At 73.1% G+C, this 17,504-nt stretch carries 16 protein-coding genes; 4 read left to right on the forward strand and 12 right to left on the reverse strand.

Annotated features, from left to right (window positions below):
- Positions 1 to 66 precede the first annotated feature (66 nt).
- On the reverse strand, positions 67 to 1,095 hold the full coding sequence (gene kdd, locus CRP30_RS07085; protein ID WP_097183276.1) for an L-erythro-3,5-diaminohexanoate dehydrogenase: 1,029 nt from the start codon (positions 1,093 to 1,095) through the stop codon (positions 67 to 69).
- 125 nt (positions 1,096 to 1,220) lie between these two features.
- Between kdd and CRP30_RS07090 the strand changes: the two genes are divergently transcribed.
- Entirely contained in the window at positions 1,221 to 2,630 is a 1,410-nt protein-coding gene (locus CRP30_RS07090) for a KamA family radical SAM protein (RefSeq protein WP_097183277.1), read from the forward strand.
- Positions 2,631 to 2,658: 28 nt separating this feature from the next.
- Here CRP30_RS07090 and CRP30_RS07095 read toward each other — a convergent pair whose 3' ends face one another.
- Together CRP30_RS07095 and CRP30_RS07100 are read right to left on the reverse strand one after the other, a co-directional pair.
- A complete protein-coding gene (locus tag CRP30_RS07095; RefSeq protein WP_097183278.1) occupies positions 2,659 to 3,522 on the reverse strand; it encodes a lysophospholipid acyltransferase family protein in 864 nt (287 codons plus the stop codon).
- A gap of 9 nt (positions 3,523 to 3,531) precedes the next feature.
- Complete coding sequence (locus CRP30_RS07100; RefSeq protein WP_097183279.1) at positions 3,532 to 4,719, reverse strand: glutamate--cysteine ligase; 1,188 nt, start codon at positions 4,717 to 4,719, stop codon at positions 3,532 to 3,534.
- A gap of 262 nt (positions 4,720 to 4,981) precedes the next feature.
- On the opposite strand from CRP30_RS07100, the gene CRP30_RS07105 reads away from it, so the two are divergent.
- Positions 4,982 to 5,854, forward strand: a complete 873-nt coding sequence (locus CRP30_RS07105; RefSeq protein ID WP_097183280.1) for a hypothetical protein — start codon at positions 4,982 to 4,984, stop codon at positions 5,852 to 5,854.
- Here the strand turns inward: CRP30_RS07105 and CRP30_RS07110 are convergent.
- Positions 5,836 to 8,019: an intein-containing Rv2578c family radical SAM protein gene (locus CRP30_RS07110; RefSeq protein WP_235003242.1), complete on the reverse strand. Its 2,184-nt coding sequence runs from the start codon at positions 8,017 to 8,019 to the stop codon at positions 5,836 to 5,838. The two genes, CRP30_RS07105 and CRP30_RS07110, sit on opposite strands and share 19 nt — an antisense overlap.
- 277 nt (positions 8,020 to 8,296) lie before the next feature.
- Between CRP30_RS07110 and CRP30_RS07115 the strand changes: the two genes are divergently transcribed.
- Positions 8,297 to 8,707 carry a VOC family protein gene (locus CRP30_RS07115; RefSeq protein ID WP_235003243.1) on the forward strand — a complete coding sequence of 137 codons (411 nt, stop codon included), beginning with the start codon at positions 8,297 to 8,299 and terminating at the stop codon, positions 8,705 to 8,707.
- Positions 8,708 to 8,754: 47 nt separating this feature from the next.
- Here the strand turns inward: CRP30_RS07115 and CRP30_RS07120 are convergent, their stop codons facing one another.
- Entirely contained in the window at positions 8,755 to 9,237 is a 483-nt protein-coding gene (locus CRP30_RS07120) for an Lrp/AsnC family transcriptional regulator (protein ID WP_097183281.1), read from the reverse strand.
- Positions 9,212 to 10,312: a M24 family metallopeptidase gene (locus CRP30_RS07125; protein ID WP_235003244.1), complete on the reverse strand. Its 1,101-nt coding sequence runs from the start codon at positions 10,310 to 10,312 to the stop codon at positions 9,212 to 9,214. Before CRP30_RS07125 ends, CRP30_RS07120 begins: the two co-directional genes overlap by 26 nt.
- Before the next feature lie 130 nt (positions 10,313 to 10,442).
- Here CRP30_RS07125 and CRP30_RS07130 point away from each other — a divergent pair, with 130 nt between their 5' ends.
- A complete protein-coding gene (locus CRP30_RS07130; RefSeq protein ID WP_097183283.1) occupies positions 10,443 to 11,360 on the forward strand; it encodes a 5'-3' exonuclease in 918 nt (305 codons plus the stop codon).
- A gap of 3 nt (positions 11,361 to 11,363) precedes the next feature.
- Here the strand turns inward: CRP30_RS07130 and CRP30_RS07135 are convergent, their stop codons facing one another.
- The 6 genes from CRP30_RS07135 to CRP30_RS07160 form a co-directional block, all read right to left on the reverse strand.
- Positions 11,364 to 12,041, reverse strand: coding sequence for a DUF4333 domain-containing protein (locus CRP30_RS07135; RefSeq protein WP_097183284.1), 678 nt, complete (start codon positions 12,039 to 12,041; stop codon positions 11,364 to 11,366).
- Between the two features lie 93 nt (positions 12,042 to 12,134).
- Entirely contained in the window at positions 12,135 to 14,981 is a 2,847-nt protein-coding gene (locus CRP30_RS07140) for a DEAD/DEAH box helicase (RefSeq protein WP_097183285.1), read from the reverse strand.
- Positions 14,982 to 15,030: 49 nt separating this feature from the next.
- Entirely contained in the window at positions 15,031 to 15,933 is a 903-nt protein-coding gene (locus CRP30_RS07145) for a diacylglycerol/lipid kinase family protein (RefSeq protein ID WP_097183286.1), read from the reverse strand.
- Between the two features lie 2 nt (positions 15,934 to 15,935).
- Positions 15,936 to 16,832, reverse strand: coding sequence for a twin-arginine translocase subunit TatC (gene tatC, locus CRP30_RS07150; protein WP_235003245.1), 897 nt, complete (start codon positions 16,830 to 16,832; stop codon positions 15,936 to 15,938).
- A gap of 25 nt (positions 16,833 to 16,857) precedes the next feature.
- Entirely contained in the window at positions 16,858 to 17,199 is a 342-nt protein-coding gene (tatA, locus tag CRP30_RS07155) for a Sec-independent protein translocase subunit TatA (protein ID WP_097183287.1), read from the reverse strand.
- Between the two features lie 95 nt (positions 17,200 to 17,294).
- Positions 17,295 to 17,501 (reverse strand): hypothetical protein, encoded by a 207-nt coding sequence (locus CRP30_RS07160; protein ID WP_097183288.1) that lies wholly within the window; start codon positions 17,499 to 17,501, stop codon positions 17,295 to 17,297.
- Between the last annotated feature and the right edge of the window lie 3 nt (positions 17,502 to 17,504).

The following is a 17,504-nucleotide window of genomic DNA, read 5'->3' on the forward strand; positions in this document are numbered from 1 at the left end:
CCTCGCTGGCGCTCGTCAGCTGCCTGACCCTCGGCTGCTCCGCCTTCGGTGCGCTCGCAAGCCCGCTCACAGGTGCACCCGGGGATCGATGAGCGCACGCACGCCCGGCGTGCGCCGGTAGAGGTCGAGCGCCAGGGCCGCATGCCCGGGCGTGTAGCCGTTGCCGACCAGCATCGTCACGTCCGCCGCCATCCCCTCCGCGCCCAGTGCCGCCGCCGAGAAGGACGTGGCCATGGAGAAGAAGACCACGGTGCCGCCGTCCGCCGTCGCCAGGACGGCCCCGTGCTCGGCGCCGGCCACGTCGACGCACACGACGGTGAGGTCGGCCGGGGCGCCGACCGCCGCCGCCACGGCGAGCGGGTCCGTCGCGTCGGCGACCACGACGCGGTCCGCCAGTCCGGTGGCGCGCAGCGCGGCGGCCTCGGCGTCGTCCCGGACCAGTCCGGTGAGCTGCGAGGCGCCGGCGGCACGGGCGGCGGCGAGCGACAGGCAGCCCGACTTCCCCGCGGCACCCAGCACCGCGACCGACCGCGCCCCGGTCCGCGCCACCACGCGGGCGGTCGCGGCCGGCGCGCCGCAGACGTCCAGCACGGCGAGGGACACGGGATCGGGCAGGTCGTCGGGCAGCACCGCGGCGATCGACCGGGCGAAGAGGATCGCGGTGCCGGTGGCCGGCACCTGCTCGCTGCGGCCGTCCCAGCCGGTCAGGCCGTCGGTGATCCGCAGCGGGGTGAGGGTCAGCGACACCAGGGTGGCGACCCGCTGCCCCACGGCCAGACCGAGCGGCGACTCCGGGCCGACGGCGTCGACGACACCGATCAGCATCCCGCCCGAGCCCGTCACCGGGTTCTGCATCTTCCCGCGGCTGGCGACGATCTCCAGGACGGCCGCGCGGACGGCGTCGCCGTCGCCGTGGCAGGACTCCGAGAGCTGGCGGAACGACGCGGCGTCGAGGTTGAGCCGCTGCACCGCGATCCGCACCTCGTCGGGACCGACGGCCGGTTCGGCGTCCAGACGCAACGCCGCCTGCGGCAGCACGTCCCGCGGTTCCAGGACGCGGTGCACCCCGAGGGCCCGCTCGACCGATCCACCCACGTGACTCTCCCGCCTCACCCGTTCGATGCAGAAGAACCTATCGCGTGCGACACGTTCTGCCGAAGATCCTCCCGTAGGCTCACCCGTGTTGCGGAGAAGCGTGACCGGACCCAGGAGGCGGCACCGTGCTCGAACAGCCCTACGAGTACGTCGCACGTGAGCTCGTCGAGCCCGACTGGCGGCGGCTCCCCGGTTTCGCGGACGTCACCGACGAGCAGTGGCGCAGCGCCCAGTGGCAGCGCGTCAACTGCGTGAAGAACCTCCGGCAGCTGCGGGGGGTCTACGGCGAGCTGCTCGACGAGTCCTTCTACGCCGACGTCGAGGCCGACCAGGCCGGCCGGGCGACCATGTCGCTGCTGCTGCCGCCGCAGATGCTCAACACGATGGTGCCCGCGGAGGTGCCCTCGACCGCGGCGATGCTGGCGGACCCGGTGCGCCGGTACATGCTCCCCGTGGCTTCCGACCGGCTGCCCGGCGCAGCCGCCAGCCACCCCTACGCCGCGCGCGACTCGCTGCACGAGCACGAGATGTGGGCCGTGGAGGGGCTGACCCACCGGTACCCGACCAAGGTCCTCGCCGAGCTGCTGTCGACCTGCCCGCAGTACTGCGGCCACTGCACCCGGATGGACCTCGTGGGCAACTCGACGCCGGCCGTCCCGAAGCTGAAATTCGAGCTCAAGCCGGTCGACCGGCAGACGGCGATGCTCGACTACCTGCGCCGGACCCCCGGCGTCCGCGACGTCGTGGTCTCCGGTGGCGACGTCGCCAACCTGCCGTTCAAGAACCTCGAGGCGTTCGTCGCCGGCCTGCTGGAGATCGAGTCGGTCCGCGACATCCGGCTGGCCTCGAAGGCGCTGATGGGTCTCCCGCAGCACTGGCTGCAGGACGACGTCGTCGCGGGCATGGGCCGGCTCGGGACCACCGCCCGCGAGCGCGGCGTGTCCCTCGCCGTGCACACCCACGTGAACTCCGCCCAGTCGGTGACCCCGCTGGTGGCCGAGGCGGCGCAGGCGATGCTCGCGGCCGGTGTGCGCGACGTGCGCAACCAGGGCGTGCTGCTCGAGGGCGTCAACGCGACCGCCGGGCAGCTGCTCGACCTCTGCTTCGCGCTCCAGGACGGCGCCTCGATCACGCCGTACTACTTCTACATGTGCGACATGATCCCGAGCGCCGAGCACTGGCGGGTGTCGCTGGCCCAGGCCCAGACGCTGCAGCACGACATCATGGGCTACCTGCCGGGCTTCGCGACGCCGCGGATCGTCTGCGACGTCCCCTACGTCGGCAAGCGCTGGGTGCACCAGGTCGCCGAGTACGACCGCGAGCGCGGCATCAGCTACTGGACGAAGAACTACCGCACCGGCATCGAGCGCACCGACGAGGCCGCGCTCGACCGCCGGTACACGTACTACGACCCGATCTCGACGCTGCCGGAGAGCGGCCGGGCCTGGTGGGCGGAGCGGGACAGCGACCCGGTCGCGGCGGAAGCGCGCGCGGCCGGCTCGCGGGCCGCGTCGGTGGCCGACCTACCGGCCTGACCGCGGCCGGTCGCCGACGGGTTCGAGGTCAGCGCCGGCGACGGAGCCGCGCGGTCAGCCGCTTCACCGGGTGCGGTCGCTCCGCGGTCACTTCCTTGCCCGCGGCACGGAGTGAGTCGCTCACGGACGCCTCCTCGGGCGTCGGTGCCGTGCCGCCGAGGTGCGCGGGCAGCCACCACCGGTCGTCCGGCCCGGCCGGCTGCTGCGGATAGCTGCGCTGGGCCTCGTCGAGCAGCGCCTCCATCGCGGTCCGCGTGCGGCGGAGCAGGGCCTGCGGCCGCTCCCCCGGCTCCGGCACGAGCGGCTCGCCGAGGAGAACGGTCACCTGGACGCCCCTGCGCCACTGCACCTTGTGGCCCTTGGTGGCGATGCGCTGCCCGCCCCAGACCGCGGCCGGGATGATCGGTACGCCGGCGTCCACGGCCATCCGGGCGACCCCGGCCTTGAGGTCCTTGACGGTGAAGCTGGTGCTGATCGTCGCCTCGGGGAACACGCCGACGACCTCGCCGTCCTTGAGCGCCCGCACCGCGGACTCGAAGGCGGCGGTCCCGGCCTTGCGGTCGACCGGGATGTGCTGCATGGCCCGCATGAAGGGGCCGGAGAGCCAGTGGTGGAACACGGCGGCCTTCGCCATGAACCGGACCAGACGGAACCGCGGGAGGGCGCCGAGGCCCAGGAACATGAAGTCGAAGAAGCTCACGTGGTTGCTGGAGATGATCGCGCCGCCGCTGAGGGGCACGTGCTCCGAGCCGCGGACGTCGAAGCGGAAGCCGAACGCCTTGAACACCAGCAGGACGATGCGGTCGATGACGCGGTAGGGCTTGTCCCGCGGGTCCGGGGACGGGCCGAACAGGTCACGGCGGACGACGTCGCGCCAGCTCGCGGTGTACATGATCGGAATCTAGCCCGTCGCGCTGTGCGTCGCCCGAGCGGAGCGCTCGGGCGGCTCGGTCGTCAGCGCCACCGCCGCGCGCACGACGGCAGTCAGATCGCCGGTCTCCCGGTGGACCCGGCGCTGGAGGTCGGCCCCGGTCCCCCGGTGCCGGATCTCCCGCACCCCCTCGGTCACCCGGAGCTCGTCGCCGGCGTCGGCCAGGGCGGGCCGGACGTGCGCCAGGAGTGCGTCGACGACGTCGTTCGCCGGAGCCGGGCGGCCGGTGAGCGGATGGACCAGGTCGCCGGTCAGCCCGGAGCGGCCGGCCCGCCAGGCGGCCATCCGCAGCACGGCAGCCGGCACGTCGGGTGGCGGGTTCCCGGCGCGGGCGTGCTGCGCCGCGGTCTCGACCAGTCCCCGGACGAGCCCGGCGAGGGTGACGGCGTCCTCGACCCGGAGGGCGACGTCGGCCGTGCGGATCTCGACGGTGGGCCAGGTGGCCGACAGCCGGGCGTCGAAATAGACCATGCCGTCGTCGAGGACCGTGTCGGTGGCCAGCACCTGCTCGACGAGGCGGTGGTAGGCGGCGGCGTCCCCGAAGACCTCGTTCGGCCCGGCCGACGGCCAACGGCGCCAGGCCTGCGAGCGGTAGCTGGCGTAGCCGGTGTCCTCGCCCTGCCAGAACGGCGAGTTCGCCGTGAGCGCCGTCAGCACGGGCAGCCACCCGCGGATGCGGTCGAGGACGGCGACGCCCTCCTCGTCGTCGGCGACGGAGACGTGCACGTGGCAGCCGCAGGTGAGCATCTCGCGTGCGGTGACCCCGAAGGCGTCGAGCATGCGGGCGTAGCGGTCCCCGGCGGTCGGCACCGGGTCGACGGCGAGCGGTGAGGTGGCGAGCGCCGCCACGTGGCCTCCGGTCGACGCCGCAGCCGACTCCGCGCGGGCCCGCCAGTGCCGGAGCTGTTGTGCCACCTCGGGGAGCGTGGAGCAGACCGGGGTCCCGAGCTCGAGCTGCTGGGCCTTGAGCTCCGGCATCAGGTGTGCGGTCGATCCGTCGTCGTCGGCCCGCTCCGCCTGCTCGTGCTCCTGCGGGGTCTCGCCCTCACCGCGCCGGGAGGCGACCTGGAGCGCGGCAGGTCCCCAGGCGACGGGTCGCCCGGTGTCGTCGACCACGAGCAGTTCTTCCTCGACCCCGACCGTCCGCACGTCGTCCATGATCGCCTTCCTTCCCCACGGGTCGGCCGAGGTGACGACGACGCCACTCCATCGGGGCAGCGGACAGTGCTGCACCGTTATGCCCAACATCGAGGTGCATGACGGGACCTGTGGTCCCGCCACTCCCCCTGGTCACCCTGCGTCGCCCACGGCGGGGTTCGCCATTGCTGCCGCGGCGCCCGGAGGGCGCCGGCACTCGGCGTCGGCAGGTGCCCACAAAGTTCGGGCGCGTTCTTGTTGGGCATAACGGTAGTATTGCGACATGCGAGGTGGGTGGCAGCAGCCGCTGCCCGACATGCCGGCTCCTCCGGCGGCGCGTGCCTGGCGCCGGTTGGACGCCCCACCGGGTTACGAGGTCCAGTGGCGGCGCCTGTGCGAGGCCGCACTGGAGCTGGGGCTGGGCCCCGAGCAGCTGAGCGAGACCGGCCTCGATCCGTTGACGGCGGCCCGCGGCTGGAAGCCGGCGACGGTGGCGCTGTACACGAAGGTCCTGCGGTACGGCGGGGTGGCGCTGCCGCGGGTGGCCACGCCGGAACCCGATCCGCCGGAGCTCGACCTGCGGCCGCTCACCCGGATCCGCAACGAGGATCCCGAGCACCTGAGGACCGTCGCCTGGTGCGCGATGGCGTTGGGCTGGCCGGCGCCGGTGGGGGCGTTCCGGTCGCTGCGCCGGGATCAGGTGCGTGCCACCGCTCGACGGCTGATCGTGTCGACCGACGACGGCGAGTGGTCGGTACCCGGGGCCCTCACCGCCTGGCACGCCTGGGAGTCGGTGCGGTCCCGGTTCCCGGCGCTCGCCGAGAGCCCGTGGGTGCTCCCCGCGCTGCGGCGAGGGCCGGGCTTCGACTCGCGCATCGGGGGACGGTTGTCCAACCAGGCGCTGCAGACGACCTTCGCCAAGCACGCCGTCCGGACCGCGCAGCACCTGCGGGCGACCGCCCCGCCGTCCCGTGCCGCCTGGGCGGACGAGCTGGCGGTGGCGTACCGCGACCTGTCCTACGACTCCTACCGGCGGCTGGCGCTCGCCGCGGGGGCTCCCCCTGTCTCGCCGCGCGGTGTCGTGCGGGCGACCCGTGCCGTCGCCCGATCGGCCCGTCTGGCCGACACGACGGTCCGTCAGAGCAGGGTGAGCTGATCGCCCTCGTCCGGGGCCGTACCGGCACGCAGGACCGAGGCCAACTCGCTCTTCGGCCGAACCCCCGGCATGCCACCGGTGGGCAGGCTGCCGTCCGGGAAGCCCACCTCCGGGTCGCCCGGGACGCCGCTGGTGATGACGGGGTCGACCACCTTCCGGGCCGTGCCGCCGCTGTGCCGGTCCAGGCTGTGCTTCGTCAACAACGGCGCGACCCGCTGCGCCAGCCAGGTGCGGTACTCGGCCGGCACGTACGCGCGCCGCGCGTAGAGCTGCTGGTAGCGCGGGACGAGTTCGGGGTGCTCCCGCGCCAGCCACGCCATGAACCACTCGCGGGCACCGGGGCGCAGGTGCAGCGGGATCACCGTGACCCCGGTGGCCCCCGCCGCAGCGATCGCTCCCAGGGCAGCGTCGAGATCGTCGACGCCGTCTGTCAGGGCGGGCAGCACCGGCGCGAGGAAGACACCACAGGGCAGCCCGGCATCGGCGAGCGCCCGGACCAGGTCGAGGCGGGCCTTCGGGGTCGGGACGCCCGGCTCCAGTCCGTTGTGCAGCTCGTCGTCCCATATCGCCAGGGAGACGCCGAGCCCGAGCGGGACCTGACCGGCCGCCTCGACGAGAAGCGGGATGTCCCTGCGCAGCAGGGTGCCTTTCGTCAGGATGGAGAACGGCGTCCCGGAGTCGGCCAGCGCCCGGATGACGCCCGGCATGAGCTTGTACCGACCCTCGGCCCGCTGGTACGGGTCGGTGTTCGTACCGAGTGCCACGTGCTCGTGCTTCCAGGACGGTCGCGACAGCTCGCGGCGCAGGACGTCGGCGAGGTTGGTCTTGACGACCACCTGCGAGTCGAAATCGCGCCCGGAGTCCATCTCCAGCCATTCGTGCGTCTTCCTGGCGAAGCAGTTGTGGCTGATCACCCCGTTCGCGACGAAGTCCCCGGTGCCGGTGGTGATGTCGAACATCGGCATCTCGCGGCCGAGATCCTCGATACACACGACCCGGAGATCGGCGTCGCTCTTGACGGCCATTCCGTCGACGGTGCATTTCCGGACGGCCGGATCGACCAGGTGGACGAACCGCAGGTGCTCTCGCAGTCCTCCGCGTAGGCGGACCGTCCGTACGCGGTTGGTCAGGCCAGTGTCCTCCAGCACCGCGTCGAAGCCGAACGCCGCGAATGCTTCCCCGGTCCGGCGAAGGATCTCGTCGTCTGCGTTGCTGATCCGCAGGACACCCTGGCTGCGGGAACCTCCGGCGTCGAAGATCCCGGCCAAGAATCCCCGCTGCCATGCCGTGGTGGTCTCTCCAGGCCATTCGGTGAGGCGCATGATCCGGGCGACCGAGGCCGCGGCCGAGGTTCGGATGGCCGTCATCGCCCGGCGCCTCTCGGTGGCCGGCGTGAAGTCGAACCAGTCAGTGGTCACGCCCTCCTGCGTCAGGTCGGCGTGCGTTCGATGTAGGCCCTCGCGATCGGCGAGTGCCAGTCGGAACCGGTGGACGTCGCCGTGCTTCCGTCCGGAACGGGCGTAGCGATACACCTTGAGGTCGGCGTCTCCCCGCACCATTCCGGTGAGGTAACCGCGACGGTAGTCGTCGCACGCGTCGAGCGCGCCCACGGTCCTCCCGAAGCCTAGAAGGCTGTCGTTGGTTGTGAGGTAGGGCCGTTGGCCCGCACCGCTCATCGACCCGGTGACGTGCTTCCAGCCGCGGCCGGTGAGAAATCGATGATCCCCGCTGGCCACGATCTCCGTCCCGTCGCGGAGGATGACCCGGTGCGCGGGCTTCACCGTCGACCAATGAGCCAGGACCTCGGTCTCGACGTAGTGGCGATACGTCCCGCGCTTCTCGGTCCCGACGATGCGGTCGCCGACACGTAGGTCCGAGAGATTCCGTTGGCTTCCGTCCGCCATCAGGATCCGGGTGTCCCCGCTCAGGCAGTACACGCAGGAATGACTGCATCCGCGGTACGGATTGATGGTCCATGGAAACGGCATCGCCGATTCGCCCGGCACGTGGTTCAGGGCGCTCTTCGCGCGCACCTCGTGGAACGTCAACCCAGGGAACTCCGGCACCTGGACGCTCCGCAGCAGCCCGCGGATGCTCGGCATGCCGGGCAGCGTCGTGGGCTCCTCGAGGTCGAGTCGCTGCGCATCCCATCGCATGACGTCCATGCGAACACATGTTCGAACGCATGTCCATGGTGCTCGCCCACATTTCCGGCAGGTGGTACCGCCGACTCGTCCCCTCAGTGCGTGCGAGGCGGGATCGGCGCGCTCGGACACGGTCACCGCAACGTCCCCGGCGCACGAGCCAGGATGTCGAGATCAGCGCGACGGCTCCGCACCACAGGTACTGGTTGCGGCTCGGGACCGAGCCATCGACCCGGCTACTGGCCTTGCCGACCACGGCCCGCGCCACGAACAGCACGAGACACAGGAAGCAGGAGTCATGTCCATCAAGCTCGAGAACGTCGGCATCGCCGTCCGCGACCTCGACGAGACGATCGCCTTCTTCACCGACCTCGGCCTGACCGTCCTCGGTCGTGACACGGTCAGTGGAGAGTGGACCGACACCGCCGTCGGCCTCGACGGCAACCACGCCAAGATCGCCATGCTCCAGACGCCGGACGGCAACGGTCGCCTCGAGCTCTTCGAGTACATCCACCCGGACGCGATCGAGACGAACCCGACCCAGCCCAACGAGATCGGGATGCACCGCGTCGCGTTCTCCGTGGACGACATCGACGAGGCGCTGGCGATCGCAGCGGGTGGCACGGCTGCCACCCGCTGCGCGGCGTGGCGACGTACGGGGACGTCTACAAGCTCTCCTACGTCCGCGGCCCCAGCGGCATCATCGTGATGCTCGCCGAAGAGCTGAACAGGAGCTGACCGCAGGACCGCCGGCCATCAGACGGGCGGGCGGTCCTCGTAGAACGTGGACAGCACGACCGTCGTCCTCGTGGTGACGTTGGCCGCCGCCCGGATGTCCTGCAGCAGGGTCTCGAGCAGGTCCGGGGACGCCACCCGCACCTTGAGGATGTAGCTCTCCATCCCCGCCACCGAGTGGCACTCCTCGATGGCGGACAGGTGCGCCAGCCGGGCGGGTGCGTCGTCGGGCTGGGCGACGTCGATCGGCGTGATGGAGACGAACGCGGTGAGCGGCAGCCCGAGCGCCTTCGCGTCCAGGGTGGCGCGGTAGCCGGTGATCAGCCCGCGCTGCTCGAGCCGGCGCACCCGCTGGTGGACGGCGGACACCGAGAGCCCCACCTTCTCGGCCAGGTCGGTGTAGCTGGCGCGGCCGTCGCGGGCGAGGGCCGCGAGCAGGGCGCGGTCGACGTCCACGGCGGGGGTGACCCCGCCGGGCTCAGCCGGGGAGTTCGACGAGCTCACGCGGGCCCTCGTTGAGTACGCGGACGCCGTCCTCGGTGCACACGACGATGTCCTCGATGCGGGCACCGCAGCGCCCGGCCAGGTAGATGCCCGGCTCCACCGAGAAGGCCATGCCCGGGACGAGCGGGATGTCGTTGCCGGCGACGATGTAGGGCGCCTCGTGGGTGTCCAGACCGATGCCGTGGCCGGTCCGGTGGATGAAGTGCTCACCCCAGCCGGCGTCGGCGATGACGGTCCTGGCCGCCTCGTCGATCGCCTCCGCGGTCACGCCGGGGCGGACGGCGGCGACCGATGCCGACTGGGCGGCCTGCAGGACCGCGTACCACTCGGCGACGTCGGCACTCGGCGGGCCGCCCACGGTGTAGGTGCGGGTGCAGTCGGAGCGGTAGCCCGTGGGGATGCCGCCCCCGAGGTCGACGACGACGACGTCCCCGGCCTCGATCGTGCGGTCGGACAGCTCGTGGTGCGGGCTCGCCCCGTTCGGGCCCGAGCCGACGATCACGAAGTCGACGCTCACGTGGCCCTCGTCCAGGATCGCCGCCGCGATGTCCGCGCCCACTTCGGCCTCGGTGCGCCCGACGCGGAGCCACTCCCCCATGTGGGCGTGCACCCGGTCGATCGCCGCACCGGCGACGGCGAGCTCCTCGACCTCCGCCGCCGACTTGACCATGCGCAGCCGGTCGATGACGGGGCTGGCCAGGCCGAGCTCGGACCCGGCCACCGCGCACTGCACGCCCAGGGCGTGCTCGGCCCAGCTGCGCGCGCCGACGGCCACCCGGCCAGGCGCGCGCCCCAGCCGCGCCGTGGCGGCGCCGGCCAGCATCGCGAAGGGGTCGTCGGTCTCGTCCCAGGCCAGCACGTCGAGCCCCAGGCTGCCGGCGGGGCTCGCCGCGACCATCGGCGCCTCCAGGCGCGGCACCACCAGGAAGGCCTCGCCGCGCGCGGGGACCGCCAGGGCGGTCAGCCGCTCCAGCGGGTGCGCGTTGTAGCCCACCAGGTAGCGCAGGTCGGACCCGGGGGTCAGCACCATCAGGTCGACGCCGGTCTCGGCCGCGATCTCTCGGGCGGCGTGCACCCGGTCGATCGTCACGAGAGGGCCGGTTCCGGCCGGTGCAGTCGCGGTTCCCACCCGCGCAGAGTAGCCACGGGCACCGCCGTTCTCCGCAATCGTTTCCAGACCGCTACCGTCCGCCTCCGTGACGACGATGCTGCTGGACGCGGCCAGCCTCTACTTCCGGGCCTTCTACGGCGTGCCCACCAGCGTGAGCACGCCGGACGGCCGGCCGATCAACGCCGTCCGCGGATTCCTCGACATGACGGCCCGGCTGCTCACCACGCACGGGCCCGACCGGCTCGTCGCCTGCTGGGACGACGACTGGCGGCCGGCCTTCCGTGTCGAGGCGCTGCCGTCCTACAAGGCGCACCGCGTCGCGCCCGCCGGCGGGGAGGAGGTGCCCGACGAGCTCAGCCCGCAGGTGCCGATCCTCGTCGAGGTCCTCGCCGCGGCCGGCATCCACCGCGTCGGTGCCCCCGGCTACGAGGCCGACGACGTCATCGGCACGCTCGCGACCCGCGCCCGCGGGCCGGTCGACGTGGTCACCGGCGACCGCGACCTGTTCCAGCTGGTCGACGACGCCCGCGGCATCCGGGTGCTCTACACCGCCCGCGGGATCACCGACATCGAGTTCGTCGACGAGGCGGCGGTGGCGGCCAAGTACGGCATCCCGGGCCGGGCCTACGCCGACTTCGCGGTGCTGCGGGGGGACCCCAGCGACGGGCTGCCCGGGGTGTCCGGCGTCGGCGCCAAGACGGCGGCCGCGCTGATCAACGAGTTCGGCGACCTCGCGGGGATCCGCGCCGCCGTGGCGCGGACCGTCGTCGCGAAGCCACCGCTGACCGCCGCCGTCCTGAAGAAGATGCACGCGGCCGCCGACTACCTCGACGCCGCGCCCGTGGTCGTGGCCGTCGCGAAGACGATCGACCTGCCGCCGGTCGAGGGCACGCTCCCCCGGACCCCGACGGATCCGCGGGCCCTGGGGGAACTGGCCGAGCGGCACGGGCTCGAGTCGTCGCTCAAGCGGCTGGGAGCGGCCCTCGGCTGGCCCGCGGACGCGGTGGGCTGACGATCAGGGCTCGGTCCACGTGTACGCGGCGGTGTCCTCGTCGGTGATGGCGATCTGCAGCGTCACGTCCTCGCCGTCCGCCGTCGTGCCGGTGCACTCGTAGGTGGCGTCGGACTCGACCTTCATCTCCTGGGCGCACTCCAGCTCGACGGCCACCCCCTCCCGCTCCTCGAACTGCGCGGCGACGTCGCGCTGGACGGCGTTCCGGTCGAGCACCGTCGACGACATGGTCATGGCCAGGACCACGCCGACGCCGATCAGGACGAGCAGGCCGACCGTCACCGCGGCGATGAGTCCCACCCGGGACTTCTTCGCGGGCGCGGGCTGCCCGTAGGGGGCGCCCGGCCCGCCGTAGGGCGGCTGCCCGTACGGGCCCTGCTGCCCGTACGGCGGCTGCCCGTACTGCGGCGGAGGGCCATACTGCTGGGGCGCGCCGTAGGGCTGCTGACCGGCCTGCTGGGGCGGGCCGTACTGCGGCTGCTGCCCGTAGGGCTGCTGGCCGGACTGCTGCGGCGGGCCGTACTGCGGCTGCTGCCCGGGGGCGGGCTGGCCGTAGGGCTGGGGTGGGGGCTGCTGCTGCGGCTGGCCGTACGGGATCACCGGCTGGGTGGGGTGGCGATCGGCATCCGGACGCTCCCCGGGGCGGCCCGGCTCGTCGCTGCCCTGCGGCGGGTTGGTCATGGTCGCTCCCCGGTCCGGCGTCCTCCCCCTGCGGCCAGGGGCGGTGGAATTCTGCCCTACGACGACGCCTCGCGGCCCGCCCCGACCCGCCCGTCAGCCGCCGACGGCCACGGCCACCACACCGCGGCGCACCCGGGCCACGGCGGCCCGGACCACCCCGGCGACCGGTTCCTCGGCCACCTTCGCCAGCTGGTCGAGCAGGTCCACGAGCTGGCGCATCCACCGCACGAAGTCGCCGCCGGAGAGCTCGGTGCCGGCCTGCTCGGCGCCGGCCAGGACCCGGTCCAGGCTCTGCCCGTCGGCCCACCGGTAGGCCGCCCAGGCGAAGCCGAGATCGAGGTCGCGGGTCACCCGCACGCCGTGGTCGGCCTCGACGTCGTGCAGCCGGGCCCTGATCCGGCGCATCTCGGCGATCGCGGCGGCCACCTTCCCGGCCGGCACCGCGGGCAGGGCAGGGTTGTCCCGTCGGGCTTCGAAGACCGCGGTGGACGCGGCGGCGGCCAGCTCGGCCGGGTTCAACCCGCGCCACGCGCCGGAGCGGAGGCACTCGGCGACCAGCAGGTCGGCCTCCGACCAGATCCTGGCCAGCCGGCGTCCGTCGTCGGTGACCACGGGGACGTCGTCCAGCGCGCCGACCTCCGCGGTGTCGGCCGGGACCAACGGGACCGCCTCCGGCACCAGGTAGCCCAGCTCCTCGAGGACGTCGCAGGTCGCGTCGAACTGGCGGGCCAGCGAGCCGGTCCGATCGGTCATCTTCCGGTGCAGGGCGTCGGCCTCCTGGACCGACCGCAGCCAACGCTCGGCGACCCGCACCCGCTCCTCGCGGTCGGGCAGCTGGTGCACCGGGTGGTTGCGCAGCGCCTGGCGCAGGTCGGCGAGCACCGGGTCGTCGGCCGCGGCGGACCGGTTCTTGATCCGCCGCGCCCCCAGGTCGTTCTCCACGCGGGCGTTGCGCAGGGTGGAGGCCAGGTCCCGCCGGGCGTGCGGGCTGCGGTGGTTGAAGTTCTTGGGCACCTTGACCCGGGCGAGGGCGTTGACGGGCGTCGGGAAGTCGACGGAGCCCAGCCGGCCGGACCACTTGTCCTCGGTCACCACGAGCGGACGGGGATCCGCCAGGTCGGTGATCCCGGCGTCGATGACGACGGCCAGCCCCTGCCGCCGGCCCGACGGCACCCGGATGACGTCGCCGGGGCGCAGGGCGGCCAGCGCCTCGGCGGCCGCCATGCGCCGCTTGGCCTGCGAGTCCCGGGACAGCTCCTTCTCCCGGTCGGCGATCTCCCGCCGGATCCGGGCGTACGCGGCGACGTCCCCCCGGTCGGAGTGCATGTCCGCGGCGTTCCGCTCCGCGTCCTGCTCGTGCCGGGCGGCGGCCCGGGCGAGCCCCACCACCGACCGGTCGGCCTGGAACTGGGCGAACGACTGCGCCAGGAGCTCGCGCGCCCGGGCCCGACCGAACGAGCTGACCAGGTTGACCGCCATGTTGTAGCTGGGCCGGAACGACGAGCGCAGCGGGAACGTGCGGGTGCTGGCCAGGCCGGCGACGACGGAGGGATCCATCCCCGGCGCCCAGACGACCACCGCGTGGCCCTCGACGTCGATGCCCCGGCGCCCGGCGCGGCCGGTGAGCTGCGTGTACTCCCCCGGCGTGACGTCGACGTGCGCCTCTCCGTTCCACTTCGTCAACCGCTCGAGGACGACGCTGCGCGCGGGCATGTTGATGCCCAGGGCGAGGGTCTCCGTCGCGAACACGGCCTTCACCAGGCCGCGGACGAAGCACTCCTCGACCGTCTCCTTGAACGCGGGCACCAGTCCCGCGTGGTGCGCGGCGAGGCCGGCCAGCAGGCCTTCGCGCCACTCCCAGAAGCCCAGGACGTGCAGGTCCTCCTCCGGCAGGGAGCCGGTGCGCCGGTCGATGATCTCGGCGATCTCGGCCCGTTCGGCCTCGTCGGTGAGCCGCAGGCCCGCCATCAGGCACGAGTGGACGGCGGCGTCGCAGCCGTTGCGGCTGAAGACGAAGGTGATCGCCGGCAGCAGACCGGCGGCGTCCAGCCGGGTCACGACGTCGGGCCGCGACGGCGCGCGGTAGCGCGGCCTGGCGAAGGACTCGCGGCGGGAGTTCCCCGGCCCGCCGCCGTGCCAGGAGTCGAGCCGCCGCTCGTGCTCGCGCACGTAACGGACCAGCTCGGGGTCGACGACGGACGATCCGCGCTCGCGGGTGGACAGCTCGCGTGGGTTCTCCCCCTGCTCCCCCGCGTGCGCGGCGGGGCGCAGGGAGAACAGGTCGAACACCCGGTTGCCGACCAGCATGTGCTGCCAGAGCGGGACGGGGCGGACCTCGCTGACCACCACCGTCGTGTGCCCGCGGACCGTGACCAGCCAGTCCCCGAACTCCTCGGCATTGCTCACCGTGGCCGACAGCGAGACGAGGGTGACCGACTGCGGGAGGTGGATGATCACCTCCTCCCACACCGCGCCGCGGAACCGGTCGGCGAGGTAGTGCACCTCGTCCATGACGACGTAGCCGAGGCCGTCGATGGCCGGGGAGTCGGCGTAGAGCATGTTGCGCAGCACCTCGGTGGTCATCACCACCACGGGCGCCCCGCCGTTGACCGCGTTGTCCCCGGTGAGCAGGCCGACGTTCTTCTCGCCGTACCGCTCGACCAGGTCGGCGTACTTCTGGTTGGACAGCGCCTTGATCGGCGTCGTGTAGAACGCCTTGCGGCCCTCGGCGAGGGCCTTGTGGATGGCGAACTCACCCACGACCGTCTTGCCGGCTCCGGTCGGCGCGCAGACCAGGACGCCGGACCCCTCGTCGAGGGCCTCGCAGGCCTCCACCTGGAAGGGGTCGAGCGAGAAGCCCAGTTCGGCGGTGAAGTCCGACAGCGTGGGGTGCGCGGTCCGCCGCCGGGCAGCCGCGTACCGCTCAGCGGGGCTGGACATGCCTCCACAGTAAGGACGTTCCCGCCCCCCTGCAGACAGGCCGTCGGGCTCAGGTCCGGTGGGTACCGATCACGGTCAGCGCACCCGGGACGCACTCCGCGACAGCGGGCAACGGGGCGACCGGCTCGCCGTCGGCATAGGTGGTGACGCCGGGGCTGGACAGCCGCACGCGGGACGCACGGAAGACCGACACCGACGGGTGGTCCACGTGCGTGCCCTCGGTCAGCCGCGGCTTGGTGCGCATCAGCTCGAGGCGGCTGGTCGCGCCCACGACGGTCACGTCGAACACCCCGTCGGTGGGATCGGCACCCGGGCAGATCCGGAGTCCACCGCCGTACCAGGCGGTGTTGCCGACGGCGACCATCGTGATCGGCAGGGTCTGCGACTCGCCGTCGAGCACGAGGGTCAGCTCGCGCGGCCGGAGCCGGGCCAGCTCCGCGAGGACCGCGACGTCGTACCGGCGGCGGCCCCTCGGCCAGCGCATCCGGTTGGCCCGGTCGCTGACGGCGGAGTCGAACCCGCAGCACAGGACCGTCGCCCACCAGCGGTCGCCGGTGCGCCCGGCGTCGACGGTGCGGACGGTACCGGCCTCCAGGTCCTCCGCGGCGGCACGGGCGGCCGCCATCGGGTCGGTCGGCCCGCCGAGGGCACGGACGAGGTCGTTGCCGGTGCCGGCCGGGACGAGGGCCAACGGTGTGGTCGTGCCGGCGACGGCCTGCAGCGCGGCGTGCACGGTGCCGTCGCCCCCGACGGCGACGACCGCCCGGGTACCGGCGGCCACCGCCTCGCCCGCCTGGCGCTCCGCCTGGGCGCCGGTGGTGGCGGGCAGCAGCCCGGGCGCGAACCCGGCGTCCCGGAAGGCGCCCAGCACGGCGCCGGCCAGTGCGGTGCCGCGGCCCCGACCGGCGGCCGGGCTGACGAGGACGGCGACATCGGCCGCCGGGGAGCTCACGCTCAGCCGCGCGGGGCCGGCGACGCGTCGTCGAGGGGCGACGGCGTGGCGTCCAGCGGCGACGCCTCGTCGTCGCCGATGTCGTGGAAGCCCTCGATCGCCTCCCGCTTCGCCCGCCGCTTGTCGACGACGCGGGCGATCTGGATGGCCAGCTCGAACAGCACGATCATCGGCCCGGCCATGAGCAGCATGGTGAAGGGGTCCTGGGTCGGCGTCACGAACGCGGCGAACACGATGGTCAGGAAGAAGATCCAGCGCCGGCTCCGGGCGAGCACCTCATGGCTGAGCACGCCGACCAGGTTCAGCGCGATCGCGATCAGCGGGACCTCGAAGCTGACCCCGAACGCGACCAGCAGCGAGAGCACGAACCCGATGTAGTCCTGGGCGGTGAGCGCGATGACGACGCCGTCGCCGGCCAGCGTGAGCAGCAGCTCCAGGCCCTTGGCCAGGGAGACGTAGGCCAGGAAGGCGCCGAGCGCGAACAGCAGCGAGGAGACGGCGACGAAGCCGATCCCGTAGCGCTTCTCCTGGCGCTTGAGCCCCGGGGTGACGAACGCCCAGAGCTGGTACAGCCAGAAGGGCGCCGACAGCACCGCGCCGGCGAGGAACGCGACCTTCAGGCGGATGAACACGCCGCCGAAGACGTCGGTGATCAGCAGGCCGCAGCCGCCGGAGTCCGTGCCGCCGTAGCGCAGTTCCTCGTCGAGGCCGCAGTAGGGGGCGCGGATGAACTCGCCCAGGCCGTGCTCGTACCACCAGAACGAGATCGCGGTGGCGACGAGCAGCGCCAGCAGCGCCTTGAAGATCCGGTTGCGCAGCTCGGTGAGATGGGCGACCAGGGACATGGTCGCCGCGGCGTCGCGCGAGGCGCGGCGCCGTCGCAGCCGGGGACCGCTCACCGTCGTCCTGCCTGGTGCGGGTGGGTCAGCGGGAGCCGTCGGCCGCGCGGGTCTGCTCGGCGCGCGCCCGGAGCTCGGCCGCGCGCGCCTCGGCGACGCGGGCCTCCTCGTGCAGCTGTGCGGCCAGGTCGCCGTCGGCCGGGGTCGCCGGGGAGGCGGGCGCGACGATCTCGCCGCGGACCGGGGTGGCCGAGGTCTGGGCGGCGTCCCGCGTGCGGACGTCGTCGTCCTTCATGCCCTTCATCTCGCCCTTGAAGATGCGCAGGGAGCGACCGAGGGAGCGGGACGCGTCCGGCAGCTTCTTGTAGCCGAAGAGCAGCAGGATCGCCAGGACGATCAGGGCGATCTCCAGCGGGCCGAGATTCACTGGTCCTCCAGGGGTGGGGTCTGCGGCGATGCTACGCCGAGAGGCCTTCGTTCCCGGCCCTCTCCACGGATGGGTGGCCCGGTGTCACCGATGGTTCAGCCGCGGTTCGCCGAGCGGTCGCCGATCTCCGCGGCCCGGGCGGAGGTCGCCTGAGCCTGGTCGAGCAGCGGGCGGACGTCCCGCTCGGCCGCGGCGAGTTCCCGGTCGAGCCGGCCGAACGCGCCGAGCACGACGTAGCCGACGACCCCGAGCACGACGAGCGCGAGCAGGAGCACCACGCCGAGCACGACCCAGAAGAGCACGGG

This window comes from Blastococcus haudaquaticus (assembly GCF_900230285.1).
GTDB lineage: Bacteria > Actinomycetota > Actinomycetes > Mycobacteriales > Geodermatophilaceae > Blastococcus_B > Blastococcus_B haudaquaticus.